This window comes from Acinetobacter sp. AYS6, assembly GCF_025630795.1.
Taxonomy (GTDB): Bacteria; Pseudomonadota; Gammaproteobacteria; order Pseudomonadales; family Moraxellaceae; genus Acinetobacter.
This window is the reverse complement of sequence record NZ_JAOTNV010000002.1, coordinates 20,407-38,840: the sequence shown is the minus strand read 5'-3', so window position 1 is coordinate 38,840 and position 18,434 is coordinate 20,407. Positions and strand designations below refer to the sequence as shown.

Below are 18,434 nucleotides of genomic sequence, written 5' to 3'. Positions count from 1 at the left end.
AGCCGATTTCTTAATCGGCTTTTTTATTAATTAATACGGGGTATAAAAAGCCCCTAATTCATTTAAATTGGTATTGATAGGTAAAGGCCAAACATTACTGGATAAACTATCCGCAATGTATAGATCATAACCGCCACGGCTTCCTGTCTGCCCTGCAAGAGATACCACCATATAACGTTGGTCTAAAGGCGCTGGGTCTGAAGTGTCGACGGTAGTACTGTTAAATGGCAAACGTGTGGTTTGTTTATTAACCATATCATAAGAATAAATCTGATCGTGGGCATTTGTTGAGCTATACCAACGCACATATAAGAACCGGCTGCCTTGCCACCATACTGGATAATATGAAGCAATATTGGTCAGCTGTGTATCATAGGCGCCCGACTGATCAATACTAAAAATTCTAGAATTATTCCCAGCACCTTTCGCATATAAAATTTGAGTGGTATTCACCATCGGATAAGGCATTGACTCCTCAATATCCCAACCATTTTGAGTAACCGAAGTAATCGTACGATCCGTCATTTTGACGATTTTTAAATCGCCATTTTGTTTAAAAATAATACGCTGGTTATCTATGAATTTAGGATCTTCATCACGTTTATTATTCCCCTGAGTTAAGTTAATGGGTAACTCACTACTTTCCACTTTCCAAGCATATACATCCCATGCATCTCCATAGTGTTGCCCAGAAGCTACCCCCATGAACGTTAACCATTTTCCATCTGGAGAAAAATGACCATTCATCATATGGTCGATTTTCCAATTTGCACCCAGTAATGTGGTCTGTTGCGTTGTGAAGTTATAAAGATAAAGCTTACTGTCCCATGCGTCATAATCACTATAACGATGAAATACTAATTTTCCATAAAAAGTTGGGGCTGTAGCAGCATGCAGTTGAAATAAACAATTGAAAAACATGATCCCAATGCATAAGAGTTTTTGTATTTTTTTCAAAATTATATTCTCTTGATATAAATAGAAATTATCATTTGAATGACAGTTTAAAAGTTCGTTTCTTATAAAAGAAAAGGCTTTGTCTTAAATTAGAACAAAGCCTTTTCTTCAATCATCATAAAAAGAATTATCTAAATTTTTTATGATTTTCATTTCGAATTTTGACTAAATTCATTGCTTCAGTTTTTGCTTGATCTAACTGTCCTTGCTCAACTAATGCAGTTACTTTATCAATCTCGGCAACAAGCTGATCTAAACCAGCTTGGTACTCTTTTACCTGTACATTTCCTGAAGGTAAACCTTCAAGTTTATGCGGCAAATATTGCTTAGAAGAAACTGCCGCTTCACGCATTACAACAAGCTGTTGTTTCGCATTAGCAGCATCTTTCGCTTCAGCAAATGCTTTAGTGCTCTTAGCTAAAGTTTTCATATTTGTTTCTAGGTCTGCTGCCCAAACAGCAGAACTTCCTAAAAACGCACATGAAATTAATAGACTCGCTAATAATTTCTGACCCATCATCTTCTCTCCCTAGACTGATTTAGAATCGTGTTATGAATTAAGCATCAATATCTGCATTTAAAGCATTCTCTTCAATGAATGCACGACGTGGTTCAACGTCATCACCCATTAAGCAAGAGAACATACGATCTGCTTCAATCGCATCATCAATGGTCACCTGCAACATATTACGGTTGTCAGGGTCCATTGTCGTTTCCCAAAGCTGTTCAGCGTTCATCTCACCAAGACCTTTATAGCGCTGGATCATCATACCGCGGCGCGAATCTTGCAAAATGTGCTGCCAAACTTGATGGAAGTTAGCCACTTGAATACGACGGTCGCCTTTTTGTAAATAAGCGCCCTCTTCAATTAAGCTGAACCAACTCTTCGAGTTTTTCAATAAACGAGCATATTCCGCTGAATTCAATAAACCAGCATCAAGCAAATAGGCATGCGGCAAGTTATGAACATATACGGTAATACGTGGCCAATAATGTGCAGATTTTTCACCCTGAGCATTTTCACGTTCAAATGACTCTAGGGTAATTTCCGGACGTAAACTTGGCTGCAATCTAGTGACTGTTTCACGAACCTGATCAGCCCATTGCTGTACATAAGCCTGATCATGATTTTGATCGGCTTTGAAAGCTTCTACTTCCAGTAAAGCATCTAGTAAGCTAGCTGGATAACGTAAGGTTAAACGCTGCAAGCTCTTTTGTGAAACTTGATAATCCTTGATCACTTTTGCCAGTGCTTCGCCAGTAATTGCAGGAGCATCAGCGCTAATATGTAACGACAGCTCATCAATCGCATTTGAAATCAGATAAGTTTCCAATGCATCATTATCTTTGATGTATTGTTCCTGCTTACCTTTTTTCAATTTGTATAAAGGTGGCTGAGCAATATAGATATGCCCACGCTCAACCAATTCTGGCATTTGACGGAAGAAGAACGTTAATAACAAGGTTCGAATGTGCGAACCATCAACGTCGGCATCGGTCATGATAATGATTTTATGATAGCGTAGTTTGTCAGGATTATATTCTTCACGACCAATACCACAGCCGAGAGCAGTAATTAAAGTACCGACTTCCTGACTAGAAATCATTTTGTCAAAGCGCGCACGTTCAACGTTCAGGATTTTACCTTTCAACGGTAAAATAGCCTGCATTTTACGGTTACGGCCTTGCTTAGCACTACCACCCGCAGAGTCACCCTCGACAAGATATAATTCAGAAAGTGCAGGATCTTTTTCCTGACAATCTGCTAATTTACCTGGTAAACCAGCGATATCAAGTGCGCTCTTACGACGTGTCATTTCACGCGCTTTACGTGCAGCATCACGTGCACGTGCAGCATCAATAATCTTACCGGCAATTGACTTTGCAGCTTGTGGGTTTTCAAGCAAGTAAGCAGAGAACTCTTTGTTCATTGCTTGCTCAACAGCAGGTTTTACTTCACTCGATACCAGTTTTTCTTTGGTTTGAGATGAAAATTTTGGATCAGGTACTTTTACCGAAATAATAGCGGTTAAACCTTCACGTGCATCGTCGCCGGTTACATTAACTTTTTCTTTCTTGAGAATATTTTCATTTTCAAGATATTGGTTTAAACCACGCGTCAAAGCTGCACGGAAACCAGCTAAATGGCTACCGCCATCTTTTTGAGGAATGTTATTGGTAAAGCAACGAACGTTTTCTTGATAACTTTCATTCCACTGCAAGGCTACTTCTACACCAATACCGTTATCTGTATCTGCAGTAAAATGGAAAATCTCATTGAGATGAGTTTTACCTTCGTTAATGTATTTTACAAACTCAGATAATCCACCTTCGTAGTCATATACATGCTCAAGGTTAATACGCTCATCGCGCAATACAATACGTACGCCCGCGTTTAAGAATGAAAGCTCACGTAAACGGCGTGCTAGAATTTCTACGTTAAAAATGGTTTGAGTAAATGTTAATTCACTTGGCCAAAAACGTACTGTTGTACCACTCTTATCCGTTTCACCAATCACACGTAATGGATATTGCGGATCACCGTGTTGATATTCTTGCTCATGTACTAGACCAGCACGAGAAATCATTAAATGTAATTTACTTGAAAGTGCGTTTACTACAGAAACACCTACACCGTGTAAACCACCTGAAACCTTATAGCTGTTGTCATCAAACTTACCGCCTGCGTGCAGAATGGTAAGAATTACTTCCGCTGCAGAAACACCTTCTTCAGGGTGAATATCGGTTGGAATACCACGGCCATTATCCGAAACACTCACTGATTCATCTTCATGAATAGTGACAATAATTTCATCACAATGCCCAGCTAAAGCTTCATCGATGGCGTTATCGACTACCTCGAATACCATATGGTGTAAACCGGTACCGTCGTCTGTATCCCCAATATACATACCCGGACGTTTACGAACTGCATCTAATCCACGTAATACTTTAATACTAGAGGAATCATAAGCCTTTTCATTGGTTTGTTCTGTTTGAGAGGCTGATTGAGACTCTGAACTCATGGTTTCTCCCTAGCAAATATAGGTTTATTCAAAGATGGGTAACATCAAAAAATTATGGTGAAGCAAGACTAACTTGACCGGATTCAACATTGAATAATTGATATGAAATAGACAAATCATGTAAGTGTTTTTTTACCGATGCATGATCTAAAGTTGTCATAAAAACCTGGCTACCAAGTTGGCTTAATCGTTCAATTAAACGTTGTTGTGCGGTTAAGTCTAATTCTGCTGTCAGATCATCTAATAATACCACAGTTTCCTTATTACTCGCATGCAACATTGCAATTTGTGACAGTTTTAAGGCAATAATCAGCAGTTTTTTCTGACCTCTTGATAAAACTACATCAGCATGTCCATAAGGGGTTTTTAAGCGCAAATCTGCACGATGTGGACCATATTCGGTATAACGTCGTTCGATGTCTTTTTGGTGTTGATTAAGCAGGTCTTGCATGAGCCCCTGCTCTGTATGAAAACCTGGACTGTATTCCAGTTCAATTTCAAGATCAGGAAGCAATTGGCTCAAATCATTTTGAAAAAAGACATTCCATTGTTCCACAATACCCAAGCGCTGAGAGTGCAAAATTTCGCCATAGTCACTCAGCATTTTGTTCCAAGGTTCCAAATCGGCCAATGTCAAATTTCTTTGGGTTTTAAGTAAAGTATTTCGCTGTTTTAATGCACGCGAATAGTATTGCCATGCAAAATAAAACTCAGGTTCCACGTGGAACATCAACCAATCCAAAAGTTGGCGTCGTGGTTTTGCACCATGGTCAATAATATCTGTACTTTGTGGATCTAAATGCTGCAAAGGAAGTAATTTAGCAAGTTGACCTTGGGTAGCCACGGTATCGCCATTGACTTTCATCAACTGTTCACCAGAGGCCATTTTTTGCATACCAATTTTCTCAGTACTGGACTGTGCAAAGACAATCGCATCTTCGGCAGCATACTGAATATAATTTTTTGGAATATGGGTGCGAAACGACCGCCCTGTTGCAAGCAAATGAATTGCTTCCAAAATTGAGGTTTTACCTGAACCGTTCGCGCCATAAAATATATTAAACGGCTGCAACCCTTGGAGTGCAACCGTTTTTAAATTACGCACACGTTCGATATTTAAACGCGTAAGATGCATATTAGATAGCCAAATTATACACGCATCGGCATAACTACATAAGTTTGATCAGTATGTGCTGGGTCTTGAACCAAAACAGACTGATTCGCTTCACTCATACTCATATTTACGTCATCGCCATCAAGTACACCCAATACTTCCAGTAAATATTGCGCATTAAATGACATTTCAAGCGGTACATTTTGATATTGGATAGCTAAATCTTCAATAGCCTCATCTTGCTCAGGGTTATTCGCACGAAGCTGTAAAGAATCTTGATTAAAATTCAAGAAAACGCCACGTAACTTTTCATTACTCAAAATTGCAACACGTTGTAATGATTGCTTAAACACATCATGGCTAATTAATACATGTTTATCGCCACCACGTGGAATTACACGACGATAATCAGGGAATTTTCCATCAATCAATTTTGTCGTAAAACGAACAGTAATGTTACCCTGTTCCTTATCACGACTTGGCGTATTGATAGTTACATTTAGCAATTCACGACCAATCAATAATGTTAATTGTTCATCTTCAATGCTCAGTAAACGCTGTAATTCACCCACAGCTTTACGAGGTACAATGGCCTGAACTAATTGAGACGATGTAGAAGAAGCAGTAATTTCACAAAGTGCTAAACGGTGACCATCTGTTGTTACTGCACGTAATTGATTTTCATCAATTTCCAATAAAGTACCCGTTAAATAGAAACGTACATCTTGTACAGCCATCGCAAAAGCAGTTTTTTCAAATAAACGCTTTAACTCACGTTGAGTTACCTGTACTTGAGTACCTTGACTATTTTCAGTCGTCAATAATGGATAATCTTCTGCTGGTAAAGTCCCTAATACAAAACGGCTATTACCAGATTTTAAGATACATCTTTGATCTTCAGTAATTTGTAAATCAATTAATGCAGCTGTAGGCAATGATTTACAAATTTCCATTAACTTACGAGCAGGGACTGTGGTTTCCCCTGCTTCAAGGCATGCCCCTTCTGTTAAAACAGTGCTCGCAACCAGCTCGACTTCTAGATCAGAACCAGTAATGGTGAGCGCCTGAGCATTAGTCTGAATTTTGACGTTTGAAAGAATATTCAATGTATGACGACGTTCTACCGCACCGACAACATGCGATAAAACATTGAGTAAACTTTCTTTAGCGATTTTCAAACGCACGATTCATTCCTCTAGCAACTTGGAGCAAATATTTCATTTTTTAGCTGTGTACTATGCTGCACTTACGTAGACTTTGCAACAAGGTCTTATTATTTCATTAACTCTGAAGTAGACGTAGTAGATTTTTATAATCTTCATCAAAAATTGGATCTTCTTCTCGCAAACTTGCTACTTTTTCACAAGCATGCATCACAGTACTATGATCACGCCCACCAAAAGCCATTCCAATTTCTGGAAAACTATCACCGGTCAACTCACGAGCAAGCCCCATTGCCAACTGACGTGGTCGAGCATAAATTCGTGTGCGTTTCGGCCCTACTAATTCTTTTAAAGGGATACGGAAATATTCACTCACTACACGTTGAATATTTTCTACACTAATTGTTCGTGCGCGAATAGCCAATACATCTTTTAAAGACTCACGAACAACATCAAGATCGATTGGCGCACCTTTAAAACGGGAAATTGCAACGACTTTATTAAGTGCCCCTTCAAGTTCACGCACGTTAGCCACAACTTGTTGTGCAATAAATAATGCACAATTTCGAGGTAAATCAACGCCGCTATTTTCCGCTTTCTTTAATAAAATTTCGATACGAGTTTCAATATCTGGTGGTTCAACACCTACTGAAAGTCCCCAAGAAAAACGGGAAACTAAACGCGGATCTAACTCTGTTAATTCTTTTGGATAACGGTCTGAAGTTAAAATAATTTGTTTAGATTCATCAAGTAAAGCATTAAATGTATAGAAGAACTCAACTAGACTCGCCTCTTTACCTGCTAAAAGATGAATATCATCCACCAACAATAAATCTAAAGAACGGCAGTTTTTCTTAAACTCTTCTACTTTGCCTTTTTGTAAAGAACTCACAAAATCCTGAACAAAACTCTCAGAAGTCATATACATCACACGAGCATTGGGTTTGGCCTGCAATAAAGCATTACCAACTGCCTGCATTAAGTGAGTCTTACCTAGTCCTGTAGGGCCATATAAAAACAAAGGGTTATGCTGTGAAGCACCTAATTGCGTTAATACTTTTCTACATGTTTCAGCTGCCATCTGGTTCGAACGGCCTTCAACAAATAAAGAAAAAGTAAACTGGGGATTAAGCAGCTTCTTTTTCGCTGTTTTTGGATTTACCACACTATTCGTATTGGGACTAGCAATAGAATCGGGTTCTTTTTTTACTTTAATGCTTGGTGGTGGCGAACTTTGCAAAGCGGCCGTAGTGGTTGCTGGTTGTTCACTCGACGACAAAATACTCCCAGGACGAGAATCAACTAAAATCTCAACCTGACGGACACGCCCTTCTGACAACTGTTCAGCCAATATAGAAATTAATTCTAAATGATTCTCTTGAATGTAACGCGTCCAATAAGGGTTAGGAGCATAGAGACGTAGTATCCCTTCTACTTCTTCAGCAACTAATGGGCGAATCCACATCGCAAAGACGTTATCAGAGAGCTCTTGTCGCAAGCGAGTTAAGCAGTCTGTCCAAAGCATGTGTATCCCCTATTTCTGCGTTTTTAAATTCAAATAATCTAAAGATTAACCCTTCCTGATGAGAAGGGGTCGCCATTCTAACCAAGTTATCCACATCTGTCATGACGATTTCGATTGATTTTGCCTAAAAAGAAAACTCTTGTGAATAAATTTAAATTCAAAACCACTTGTGTATAACTTTTTGCATAACCTGTGGATAAATTAACACATAAACTTATCCACAATCCATAAATATAATAGAAACAGAGTTATCAACAACTCAAATACATGTTTTTTAAATTTAAAAGTTCGAAATCCACAGAAAAAGTTGCTCCTAATAAGAATAAATATAAATTTTAAAATTTGAATTTATTTAATAGGGGTGAGATCTTTTGTGGATAACTACAAAATATGAATTTAAATTCAAATGCAGCAAATCAAAGCCAAGATGATATCTTGTTTTGTTGATAAGTGTGTATATAAGGTGTGTATATAATGAAAGTTCTAATGAAAATAGACAATTACTTTGTGCATAACTTTGAAAACTATATATTGCACTAAATTATGACACTCAGAAAAAAGAAGTAGAGAGATTAAAAATTTGGGTTAAATACAAAACTTTCTTGGTTTTTCATTGACAGCGTAAACATTGCACAATAAAATCGCGGACCTTTATAGAAAGATCATTTTTGGGAGTTTCGATATGAAACGTACTTTCCAGCCATCTGAATTAAAGCGTAAACGCGTTCATGGTTTCCGTGCTCGTATGGCAACTAAAGCTGGTCGTCAAGTATTAGCTCGTCGTCGTGCAAAAGGTCGTCATAGCTTAACTGTTTAATACTGTTACGCTGACCAGACTTGGGTGTGATGACACTTTACAATTTTAGCACAGATGTGCGAATACGCTGTGCTGCAGATTATAAAAGTGTATTCGATGGTGCGCTTTTTAAAGTGCATCAACCCCATTTTTTATTTCTTGCAAAATTAACCGAACAGCCTAATAGCCGTTTGGGTATTGTTGTTGCTAAGAAAAAAGTGCGCCGTGCGCATGAAAGAAATCGAATAAAACGTCTTGCTCGTGAGAGCTTTCGTCTACATCAGCCGAATTTTGGATCAGACATAGATGTTGTGGTAATGCCGAAAGTCGGTATAGAAGCGATTACGAATGCTGAGCTATATCAACAATTAGATTTTGCTTGGCAAAAATTACAACGCTTAGCAAAAAAACATTCTAAAGTTGGCACAAACTCGCAAAATTAAGAGATAGCCAATGGTTCGTTTTCTACGTTGGTTGATTCGACTGTATCAAATTGCGATTAGTCCGCTTCTTGGACCCCGTTGTCGTTATATCCCGACTTGTTCCCAATATGCGATAGAAGCATTGCAAACTCATGGTGCGATAAAAGGCGTTTGGTTATCTTCTAAACGGATTTGTCGTTGTCATCCGTGGGGAGGATCTGGATATGATCCGGTACCGCCAAAAGCAATTCGTTTTATTTCGTTTCATCAAATAGATTCTCAAACGCATCATGTTGCTGTACCCTTTCGTGATCGTTTACTGAAGCAAAATCTCTCTAACCATTTGGGGTAATAGATATGCAACAATGGGCCAGGTTTGCAATTCTCGGGGCCATGTTTGTCACCGCATATTTGCTCATTTTGGCTTGGCAAAAAGATTATGGAAATGCTGCAACTGCACCGCAAAAACAAGCGGCGGCTGTAAGTTCACATGAAGTATCTGCTGATTTGCCAAATGCTAAAAATGCAACAGTGGCTTCCGATGTGCCACAAGCAAATATTGCGCAGTCACAAACCACAGATGCAACTGCACCTGTGAATCAACAGCTTATTTCAGTACAAACTGACCTTTACCATATTTGGATCAATCCAAAGGGTGGTGATATTGTTCGTATTGAATTACTCTCACACGACAAAAGCAAAGACAGCGATCAGCCATTTGTTATGCTTGAAAATGATGCCAAGCGTACATATGTTGCTCAATCTGGCTTAATTGGTTTGAATGGACCAGATAGCAGTCGTGGTGGTCGTCCTTTATATGCTGTTGAAAAAACATCATATACTTTGGCTGATGCTAAAGGTGTGCAGGATCAAAAGGGTCAATCTGAAAAAGTTTTAAACGTTCCGATGGTATTTAAGACACCTGAAGGCGTTGAAATTATTAAAACTTTTACCTTTACCCAAGGGCAATATCCAATTGTTGTAAGACATCAAGTGATTAACCGTAGCCAACAAAGCTGGCAAGGTCAGATGTTTGGACAATTAAAGCGCGATAACTCTGAAGATCCTGGTAAATCTTCTCAAGGTATTTTCACTCTAGGAACTTTCTTAGGTGGAGCTTGGGGGACACCTGATTCACACTACAACAAGCTTAAGTTTGCTAATTTCTCTGAAGAAAAAGTAAGTACTGAAGCGAAAGGTGGATGGGTTGCGATTGTTCAGCATTATTTTGTAAGTGCTTGGATTCCTGGGAATCTTAAACTGACTCAAGCGAATGGTCAGCCTTATGTAGCTAAACTTGAATCTCGTCAATCTGCTGATCATATGAATATCATTGGTTTTACCTCACCAGTGATTAATGTTCCGGCAGGCACTTCAATGGAAGTAGACGCAAAACTTTATTCAGGTCCGAAAGTACAATCTGAATTAAAAGATTTAGCGGTTGGCTTGAATCAAACTGTTGATTATGGCTGGTTATGGCCAATTGCCAAGTTATTGTTCTTAGGTCTTCAATTCTTCCATAGCATTGTAGGCAACTGGGGATGGTCAATCATCTTACTTACCGTTATGGTGAAGATGATTTTGTGGCCTTTATCTTCAAAAAGTTATCGTTCTATGGCGAAAATGCGTGTGATTGCACCAGAAATGCAACGCATGAAAGAAGAGTTCGGTGAAGACCGTATGCGCTTCTCGCAAGAAATGATGGCTTTATACAAACGTGAACAAGTGAATCCTCTTTCAGGTTGTTTACCATTGTTGCTACAAATGCCAATTTTCCTTGCCTTGTACTGGGTACTCATGGAAAGTGTGGAATTACGTCACGCGCCATGGTTAGGCTGGATTCAAGACTTGTCAGCAATGGATCCTTGGTTCATCTTGCCGCTAATCATGGGTGCTACCATGTTTGCTCAGCAAATGTTGAACCCGCAACCAGCTGATCCAATGCAGGCAAAAGTGTTCCGCATTATGCCGATTATGTTCACGGTATTTATGCTGTTCTTCCCTGCAGGTCTCGTGTTGTACTGGATTGTGAACAACAGTATTACTATTTTACAGCAGTCGTTTATTAATAAGAGCGTTGAAAAAAGTCGTATAAATAAGACTGAATCAGCTTCTTAATCGTAGAACTTTTGCTGAATAAATCCGCTTAAGATGGTAATCTTAGGCGGATTTTTCTTTGGCTGGATTTTAGGTTTTTAGGTGAATAATATGCAAAGTCAAACCACGATTGCCGCAATTGCAACGCCGCCTGGGCGTGGTGGTGTGGGCGTGATTCGCCTATCGGGGCCAAAGGCTTATGAAATTGCTCAAAACCTGACACAAAAAAACTTGCCTGAAGCGCGTATGGCAGGGTTCCGTAAGTTTTATGATGCTGACGGTAGCATTATGGATGAAGGGATAGTTTTATGTTTTCCAAATCCTCATTCATTTACAGGTGAGGATGTTGTAGAGCTACAAGGTCACGGCGGTCCAGTCATTCAAAATGCTTTGCTTGGTCGTCTATTTGAGCTTGGTGCAATCGCTGCAAAAGCCGGTGAATTTTCCATGCGGGCCTTTGAAAATGGCAAGATGGACTTGGTACAAGCAGAAGCGATTGCAGATTTGATTGATGCGACTTCGCAAGCTGCGGCACGTTCTGCTGTTCGTTCTTTACAAGGCGCTTTTTCAACTAAAATTAATACCGTTTTAGAAAAACTGATTCATTTACGCCTGCATGTTGAAGCCGCAATTGATTTTCCTGAAGAAGAAATCGATTTCTTGGCAGATGGCAAAATTTTAGCTTTACTCGAAGATGTTCAGCAGTCGGTACATGCCGTTCAAACCTCTGCGCGACAGGGCCAATTACTACGTGAAGGTTTACAAGTCGTGATTGCGGGTAAACCAAATGCGGGTAAATCGAGCTTATTGAATGCGCTAGCTGGTGTTGAGCGTGCAATTGTGACTGATATTGCCGGTACAACTCGCGATGTTTTACATGAAAAAATTAGCTTAAATGGTCTGCCAATTACCTTAACAGACACCGCAGGTCTTCGTGAAACAGGTGATATTGTTGAAAAAGAAGGGATTCGTAGAGCAATCAAAGAAATTGAACAGGCCGATTTGTTATTGCTGGTTTATGATTTAAATCAAGGCGATGATCCATTAAAGCTGGCTCAAGAATATTTTGCTGAACATATTGAGCCGCGTCGCTTAATGTTAATTGGTAATAAATGCGATTTAACGGGCCAGTTAGCCGAAATAAGCGATTTTCAAAGATTCCGTCATATTACCGTTTCTGCAAAACAAGAGATGGGTGTACAAGGCCTCGTAGAGGCGATTACAGCTCATGCAGGTTTTCACCCTGAGGAAGACACGTTTATTGCGAGAACACGTCATTTAGACGCAATGAAGCGCACACAGCTCTATCTCTCTGAAGCACGTGAGCAACTTGTGGTATTTAACGCAGGTGAACTCGTTGCTGAATCATTACGCCTTGCTCAAAATGCTTTAGGGGAAATTACAGGTGACTTTAGCGCCGATGACCTATTAGGCAAAATCTTTGGTTCGTTTTGTATTGGAAAATAATTAAAAATTCTGAATGATGCACATGGCTGCGTCATTCAGTAATCTCATTAACCGTATCTTTTTAGAACTTTTAAAAACTCATCTAACTCATTTTGATCAACTTGTGCTTCTTTGAGCACGTGGTGATGTAAATGCTGTTCCATCAATTCACTCATTAAACCGTTTATTGCCCCTTTAATTGCAGCAACTTGCTGTAATATTTCTATGCATGAAATATCCGGTTGTTCAACGGCATGTTCAATACTGTTAATTTGCCCTTTTAGCCGTTTTACACGATTAAGTATTTTTTTATCCTGACCAATGTGACTCATCTGTGTTCTCTTGTATACTTCAATATACTGGTATGGAGTATATTGGGTTTAAATTTTATGCAGGATCATAGTGTATCACGTCATCATCAACATCAGTTTGATGAAGGAAATCCACTTGCACAAAAACGTATTTTGATTGCAACCATTTTAACGGCATCCATGATGGTGCTAGAAGTATTTGGTGGGTGGTTCTTCAACTCAATGGCCTTATTAGCTGATGGTTGGCATATGAGTTCGCACATGTTGGCATTAGGTTTAGCCTACTTTGCATATCGTGCAGCTCGTCATTATTCCAAAGATCGCCGTTTTAGTTTTGGAACTTGGAAAATCGAGATTTTAGCAGGTTACAGCAGTGCAATTTTGCTCATGGTTGTGGCTATTTTTATGGCTTTTCAGTCGGTTCAACGCTTATTTAATCCGGTTGAGATTTTTTATAATGAAGCTATTCCCATTGCAATTTTAGGTTTAGTGATTAACTTGATTTGCGCATGGTTACTTCATGATGATGGTCACCATCACCATCACCATCACCATCACCATCACCATCACCATCATGAGCATGAACATGGTCATCACCACCATGATTTAAATCAAAAAGCTGCTTTTTTACATGTGGTTGCAGATGCCGTGACTTCTGTTTTTGCCATTATTGCGCTTTGTGCTGGTAAATATTTTGGTTGGGATTTTTTAGATGCACTTTTAGGGATTTTGGGTTCGATTTTGGTCGCAAAATGGGCTATTGGGCTTATGAAAGAGACAGGTAAAACTCTTCTTGATGCAGAAATGGATCATCCTGTAGTTGACGAAATTCGAGAAGTAATAAGTGAATTTCCTAAACACATCGAAATTACGGATATTCATGTCTGGAAAGTCGCAAAAGGCAAATTTTCTTGTATTTTAGCACTCGAAACTGATGATATTTCCCTAACAGCGGACCAGATTCGTCATGCATTATCGATACATGATGAAATTGTGCATATATCGGTAGAAATTAATACTCTAAAACCTGTTTATGTTCCACGTGAAACATTGGCATAACTGAGTGGGAATTTAGTTATAACTCGGTAATCAGTTCTGTTTTCATAAACTGAACTGATTAAAATGAGATCCTTTCCTCCCTATGAGTTGGTTTTATGCTTAAAAAATTAGGAATATTGACACTATTAAGCTTAACGGCGAGTTTGAGTTTCGCTAATGTGGATACGGTTAGGGAAAATATTAAGAAACAATATCCTAATTTGAAAATTAGTAATATTCAGAAAACCGAAATGTCAGGGATATATAGCGCTAATCTGGATCAACAAATCATCTATATTGGCGAAGATGGTCAGCATATGCTTGTTGGCTCTATGATTCGGTTAAAAGATCAGAAGAATTTGACCAAAGATCTAGTACTAGGACAGAACTCGATTGACTGGAAGCAACTTCCTTTAAAAGATGCGATTAAAACGGTTAAAGGTAACGGACAGCATGTTTTAGCAATATTTTCTGATCCAAACTGTCCTTATTGTAAGCGGCTTGAACCTGAACTCGACAAGCTGAAAGACGTGACTATTTACACGTTTATTTATCCTTTAAAACCTCAGTCTATTGTGGTTTCTAGACAAGTTTGGTGTGCGCCTAATCAATCCTATTCATGGAAAAAACTCATTCAGCAAGGTGTTAAACCAACAGTTACAAGTTGTGCGAATCCAATTGACCGTAATTTAGAGCTTGGAAAGAAATTAGGTTTTAATGGTACCCCTACCCTGATTTTTGCAAATGGATTTAAACTGGTAGGTGCACGATCTGCTGAAGAAATTCAGGCAGTTTGGAAAGAATTAGGCTTATAACATAAATTAAAAAAGCACCATAAGGTGCTTTTTTATTGCATAAAAGTAATTAGCTTTTTCGTGCAATTAAATTGTAAATAAAGAGAATAACGATTGCACCAATCACAGATGCGATAAAGCCCGCAGCTGAATTTTCTCCGTAAAGGCCAAGTAAACGGCCACCATAAGTGGCTAGAAGTGAGCCTGCAATACCAATTAAGGTGGTTACAATGAAACCTGCTTTATCATCTCCAGGATGTAAAGCACGAGCGATTAAGCCAGCAAAGAAACCAACCACAATAGCGACAATAAGTGACCACATATTTGTTCTCCAGTTGTTTTTTTGATGAAGTTAATGATTTTGCTTCATATTCTATCGTGCGGCAGAGCTGACTGTTTTGTCTGTAGCAGATTGCGACTTTTTGTGTCTTTTTTGTTCAAAGCTAAGGTTTTATATAAAAAAATAGCACCTCGCGGTGCTATTTTTTTGAATTTTATAAACCAATTTCACCAATAAATGGTAAGTGACGATACTTTTGGTCGTAATCTAAGCCATAACCTACAATAAATCTATCTTCAACTTCGAAACCTAAAAATTTAACTTCGAGATCAATTTCACGGCGAGAAGGCTTACTCACTAAAGTACACAATTGAATCGAATTTGGTTCGCGAGTTTGCAGCATTTCCATAACTTTGCTTAAGGTATTACCCGAGTCGATAATATCTTCAACGACCAACACATCTTTACCGCGAATTTCACCATCAAGATCTTTTAAGATTTTAACATCTCGACTTGAAGTCGTACCGCCGCCGTAGCTAGACACTGTCATAAAGTCGAGTTCATGCGGTTTGGTAATCGTTCGGCACAAGTCTGCCATGAAAATAACAGAACCACGCAGTAGTCCAATCAGGACCAACTCTTTGTCGCTATTTGCATAGTGAGCGTTAATTTGCTCGCCGAGCTCTTTGACTTTTGCTTGAATTTCTTCGGTTGAAATCATGATGCTCATTGCAACAGTCATGTCAGATTCCTACAAGATATAAAAGAAAAAATAAAAAAGGTGTTGACTTGCAACACCTCTAAAATCTGAGTTAATGGTAAAATTTTAAAGCAAAATGACTTTTCATGCACCCTTTGATGGCTGTGAAATTTCATCATTTTGCGGTTTATGTCGATCACGCTTTAAGGTAAGAGCACATATTCCAAATAATAACAAAAACTTAACCGCCCGATTTTTACTGGGCTGTTTCTTTTTGATAAGCACGTTTTCCATAAATATAAGTCGCCTCAATATTACGGTCATCACCCAAAGTAAATATGGCAAACAGCGAATCTTCAATAGACTTAGATTTAGACTGGCGAAGTTGCTGTAATGCTGTTGGCTTAAGGTTGAGTACAACAAAATCTGCTTCTTTACCGATGTTGAAATTGCCTAACTGATCGTGCAGGTCAAGCGCTTTTGCTCCGCCTAGTGTTGCATGATAGAGCGCTTCATAAGCTGAAAGTTTATCGCCTTGTAATTGCTGAACCTTATAAGCCTCGTTAACAGTTTGCAGCAAACTAAATGATGTACCTGCACCGATATCAGTACCTAAGCCCACTTTTACTTGTTTTTCCCATGTTTTTTTCAATGGAAATAAACCACTACCTAAGAACAAGTTTGAAGTTGGACAAAATGCGATAGCTGACTGTGTATCGTGCATGCATTGCCATTCCTCATCTTCTAAGTGAACGCAATGAGCAAACACGGAACGTTTACCAGTCAAACCATAATACTGATAAACGTCTAAGTAGCCAGCTTGTTCAGGAAATAAGGATTTTACCCACGCAATTTCATCTTTGTTTTCGCTTAAATGGGTATGTACATAAACATCAGGAAACTCTTGTTTTAACTGCCCTGCTCTTTCTAACTGCTCAGGTGTAGAAGTAGGTGCAAAACGTGGCGTAATTGCATACAGAGCACGGCCTTTACCATGCCATTTTTCAATCAATGCTTTTGTGTCGCTATAAGCTGTTTCTGGCGTGTCACAAAGCTCTTCAGGGGCATTGCGGTCCATAAGTACCTTACCAGCAATTAAGCGCATCTGAACGCGTTCTGCGGCTTCAAATAAGGCATCAACAGACTCGGGATGAACTGTGCAGAAAACAAGGGCTGTAGTTGTACCGTGTTTTAAGAGTTCCTGAACAAAGAATTGCGCAATCTCATTTGCATATGCTTTGTCTTGAAACTGGATTTCAGTGGGAAATGTATAGGTATTGAGCCAGCTTAAAAGTTGTTCGCCATATGCTCCAACCATTTCAGTTTGTGGGAAGTGAATATGAGTATCAATAAAGCCGGGTACAATCAATTGCTCTGGATAATGTTGAACCTCAACCCCAGCAGGAAGATGCGCTTGAGCTTCTTCCCATGCGCCAAACCATTTGATTTTTCCATGTTCACTAATCAATACACCATCTTCCAAATAGCGGACTTGATTTGGAATATCAGTTGGCTCTAAGACGGTTTGTTGGATATCTAAAAAACGACCACGCACAACGGTGGTATTTGCGATCAATGACATGGAAAGCCTTTATATTTTCACTTTTTTCGGTTGATTGTACCCCAGTTAACCAAGATTTAAACGGTATAACGTTTACTTAGTCCCCATTCAGCCAAAATACGTCGATAAGTCGTTGATGAACGGTCAGCTTCAAAATGTGCTTCCATCATTAAATCAAGCGGCAGTTCTTCTGGCTTTTGTGATTCGACCATGTCTTGGTCTTCAGCAAAAATTTGTGCATTGAATGCATATACTTTTTCTAAATCACCTGTTTGGTCAAAGTTGCGGGTGAGTGGAACAAATAAACGGGTTTTATTATTAGAAATAGGACAACAGGCATTCAAGATTTTTAAGACCCCTCCTTCTGGGAAATCGACCGTAAGCACAGCTGAAAAAGGTGGATAGACATCAAAGGTGCGCTTCCATAAAAAGCCTTCTGGTTCGAGATGCTTTAGCTCATGCGGATAGTTACTGACATTGCTGATATAGATCGTTTTCAGGCCGTAGCTGGTACGTTCTGTGTGATATTTGGGTACAACGGGGTTCTCACGATTCGCAAATGCATTGTGATGGACCCAGGCAAAATGAGCAACATCGATAAAACCTTCTAGTTGACGTCCGCTAGACCCACCAATATCGACAAAAGGCGGCAAAATTGATTGATGCTCGGCATGCTCCCAAGTATCTAATACAGGAATATTGGTTTGAGTAACATCACGCCCATGAATACTGGTCCAAATCAGGCCATATCGTTGCACAACCGGAAATTTAGTCAGAGAAAAACGATCAGAAATTTTGGTTAACTCAGGTTGAGCTGGTATTTGGGTACATTTCCCTTCGGTGTTATAGCGTAAACCATGATAGGGACATACAATTTCTTCACCATTCACCCACCCTTTGGTTAAAGGTACGCCACGATGAGGACAAATGTCTCGAACCAGATGAATCTCACCACTTGCTGTCTTATACAGTGCCATATTCACGTCTAATAGTGTCACTCGTTGTGGTGCAGTAGAGACATCTTGAATACGGGCAACCGGATACCAGTGACTAGATAAAATTTCCCAATCTTTTGCATCAAAACTGCTGTTACACGGTATGGCAAGTGGCGTTAAAGTTGGAATAGCATTCATAGCATCGCTCCTTAAAAAAATTAGGGCTCTTACGAGCCCTTAAAATCTAGGCTTTTTTCTTTTTAGTAGAT

18 protein-coding genes are annotated in these 18,434 nt (G+C 39.2%); 7 read left to right on the top strand and 11 right to left on the bottom strand.

Translation table 11 applies throughout. The features are described from left to right. Positions 1–30: 30 nt before the first annotated feature. The 6 genes from OD757_RS00640 to dnaA all read right to left on the bottom strand — a co-directional run bounded on the left by OD757_RS00640 (position 31) and on the right by dnaA (position 7,785). Positions 31–957, bottom strand: coding sequence for a hypothetical protein (locus OD757_RS00640; RefSeq protein WP_263030528.1), 927 nt, complete (start codon positions 955–957; stop codon positions 31–33). A gap of 127 nt (positions 958–1,084) precedes the next feature. Further along, positions 1,085–1,477, bottom strand: a complete 393-nt coding sequence (gene cybC, locus OD757_RS00635) for a cytochrome b562 (protein WP_263030527.1) — start codon at positions 1,475–1,477, stop codon at positions 1,085–1,087. A 37-nt stretch (positions 1,478–1,514) separates the two neighbouring features. Then, complete coding sequence (gene gyrB / locus OD757_RS00630; protein WP_009392852.1) at positions 1,515–3,983, bottom strand: DNA topoisomerase (ATP-hydrolyzing) subunit B; 2,469 nt, start codon at positions 3,981–3,983, stop codon at positions 1,515–1,517. Between the two features lie 52 nt (positions 3,984–4,035). Beyond that, a complete protein-coding gene (gene recF / locus OD757_RS00625; protein ID WP_009392871.1) occupies positions 4,036–5,118 on the bottom strand; it encodes a DNA replication/repair protein RecF in 1,083 nt (360 codons plus the stop codon). Between the two features lie 14 nt (positions 5,119–5,132). Further along, on the bottom strand, positions 5,133–6,281 hold the full coding sequence (dnaN, locus tag OD757_RS00620; protein ID WP_009392856.1) for a DNA polymerase III subunit beta: 1,149 nt from the start codon (positions 6,279–6,281) through the stop codon (positions 5,133–5,135). A 97-nt stretch (positions 6,282–6,378) separates the two neighbouring features. Beyond that, positions 6,379–7,785, bottom strand: coding sequence for a chromosomal replication initiator protein DnaA (gene dnaA / locus OD757_RS00615; RefSeq protein WP_009392858.1), 1,407 nt, complete (start codon positions 7,783–7,785; stop codon positions 6,379–6,381). A 682-nt stretch (positions 7,786–8,467) separates the two neighbouring features. On the opposite strand from dnaA, the gene rpmH reads away from it, so the two are divergent. The 5 genes from rpmH (at position 8,468) to mnmE (ending at position 12,567) form a co-directional block, all read left to right on the top strand. After that, positions 8,468–8,602 carry a 50S ribosomal protein L34 gene (rpmH, locus tag OD757_RS00610; protein WP_000831329.1) on the top strand — a complete coding sequence of 45 codons (135 nt, stop codon included), beginning with the start codon at positions 8,468–8,470 and terminating at the stop codon, positions 8,600–8,602. 29 nt (positions 8,603–8,631) lie between these two features. Continuing rightward, on the top strand, positions 8,632–9,024 hold the full coding sequence (gene rnpA / locus OD757_RS00605; protein ID WP_034678932.1) for a ribonuclease P protein component: 393 nt from the start codon (positions 8,632–8,634) through the stop codon (positions 9,022–9,024). A 10-nt stretch (positions 9,025–9,034) separates the two neighbouring features. Further along, positions 9,035–9,355: a membrane protein insertion efficiency factor YidD gene (yidD, locus tag OD757_RS00600; RefSeq protein WP_003656027.1), complete on the top strand. Its 321-nt coding sequence runs from the start codon at positions 9,035–9,037 to the stop codon at positions 9,353–9,355. Between the two features lie 5 nt (positions 9,356–9,360). After that, complete coding sequence (gene yidC, locus OD757_RS00595) at positions 9,361–11,121, top strand: membrane protein insertase YidC (protein ID WP_263030526.1); 1,761 nt, start codon at positions 9,361–9,363, stop codon at positions 11,119–11,121. 90 nt (positions 11,122–11,211) lie between these two features. Next, positions 11,212–12,567 (top strand): tRNA uridine-5-carboxymethylaminomethyl(34) synthesis GTPase MnmE, encoded by a 1,356-nt coding sequence (gene mnmE, locus OD757_RS00590; RefSeq protein ID WP_263030525.1) that lies wholly within the window; start codon positions 11,212–11,214, stop codon positions 12,565–12,567. A gap of 47 nt (positions 12,568–12,614) precedes the next feature. On the opposite strand, the gene OD757_RS00585 is transcribed toward mnmE, so the two are convergent. Continuing rightward, positions 12,615–12,878, bottom strand: a complete 264-nt coding sequence (locus OD757_RS00585; protein WP_204389443.1) for a metal/formaldehyde-sensitive transcriptional repressor — start codon at positions 12,876–12,878, stop codon at positions 12,615–12,617. A 57-nt stretch (positions 12,879–12,935) separates the two neighbouring features. Between OD757_RS00585 and dmeF the strand changes: the two genes are divergently transcribed. Both dmeF and OD757_RS00575 read left to right on the top strand, forming a co-directional pair. Beyond that, positions 12,936–13,916: a CDF family Co(II)/Ni(II) efflux transporter DmeF gene (gene dmeF, locus OD757_RS00580; protein WP_263030524.1), complete on the top strand. Its 981-nt coding sequence runs from the start codon at positions 12,936–12,938 to the stop codon at positions 13,914–13,916. Between the two features lie 95 nt (positions 13,917–14,011). Continuing rightward, a complete protein-coding gene (locus tag OD757_RS00575) occupies positions 14,012–14,710 on the top strand; it encodes a DsbC family protein (RefSeq protein ID WP_263030523.1) in 699 nt (232 codons plus the stop codon). A 49-nt stretch (positions 14,711–14,759) separates the two neighbouring features. Here the strand turns inward: OD757_RS00575 and OD757_RS00570 are convergent, their stop codons facing one another. From OD757_RS00570 to OD757_RS00555, 4 genes are all read right to left on the bottom strand, one after another. Further along, positions 14,760–15,011, bottom strand: coding sequence for a GlsB/YeaQ/YmgE family stress response membrane protein (locus OD757_RS00570; protein ID WP_002115476.1), 252 nt, complete (start codon positions 15,009–15,011; stop codon positions 14,760–14,762). Between the two features lie 172 nt (positions 15,012–15,183). After that, positions 15,184–15,711 carry a hypoxanthine phosphoribosyltransferase gene (hpt, locus tag OD757_RS00565; protein ID WP_199986040.1) on the bottom strand — a complete coding sequence of 176 codons (528 nt, stop codon included), beginning with the start codon at positions 15,709–15,711 and terminating at the stop codon, positions 15,184–15,186. A gap of 214 nt (positions 15,712–15,925) precedes the next feature. Continuing rightward, positions 15,926–17,251, bottom strand: coding sequence for a guanine deaminase (guaD, locus tag OD757_RS00560; RefSeq protein ID WP_263030522.1), 1,326 nt, complete (start codon positions 17,249–17,251; stop codon positions 15,926–15,928). Between the two features lie 56 nt (positions 17,252–17,307). Further along, positions 17,308–18,363 carry an aromatic ring-hydroxylating oxygenase subunit alpha gene (locus OD757_RS00555; protein ID WP_263030521.1) on the bottom strand — a complete coding sequence of 352 codons (1,056 nt, stop codon included), beginning with the start codon at positions 18,361–18,363 and terminating at the stop codon, positions 17,308–17,310. Positions 18,364–18,434 lie beyond the last annotated feature (71 nt).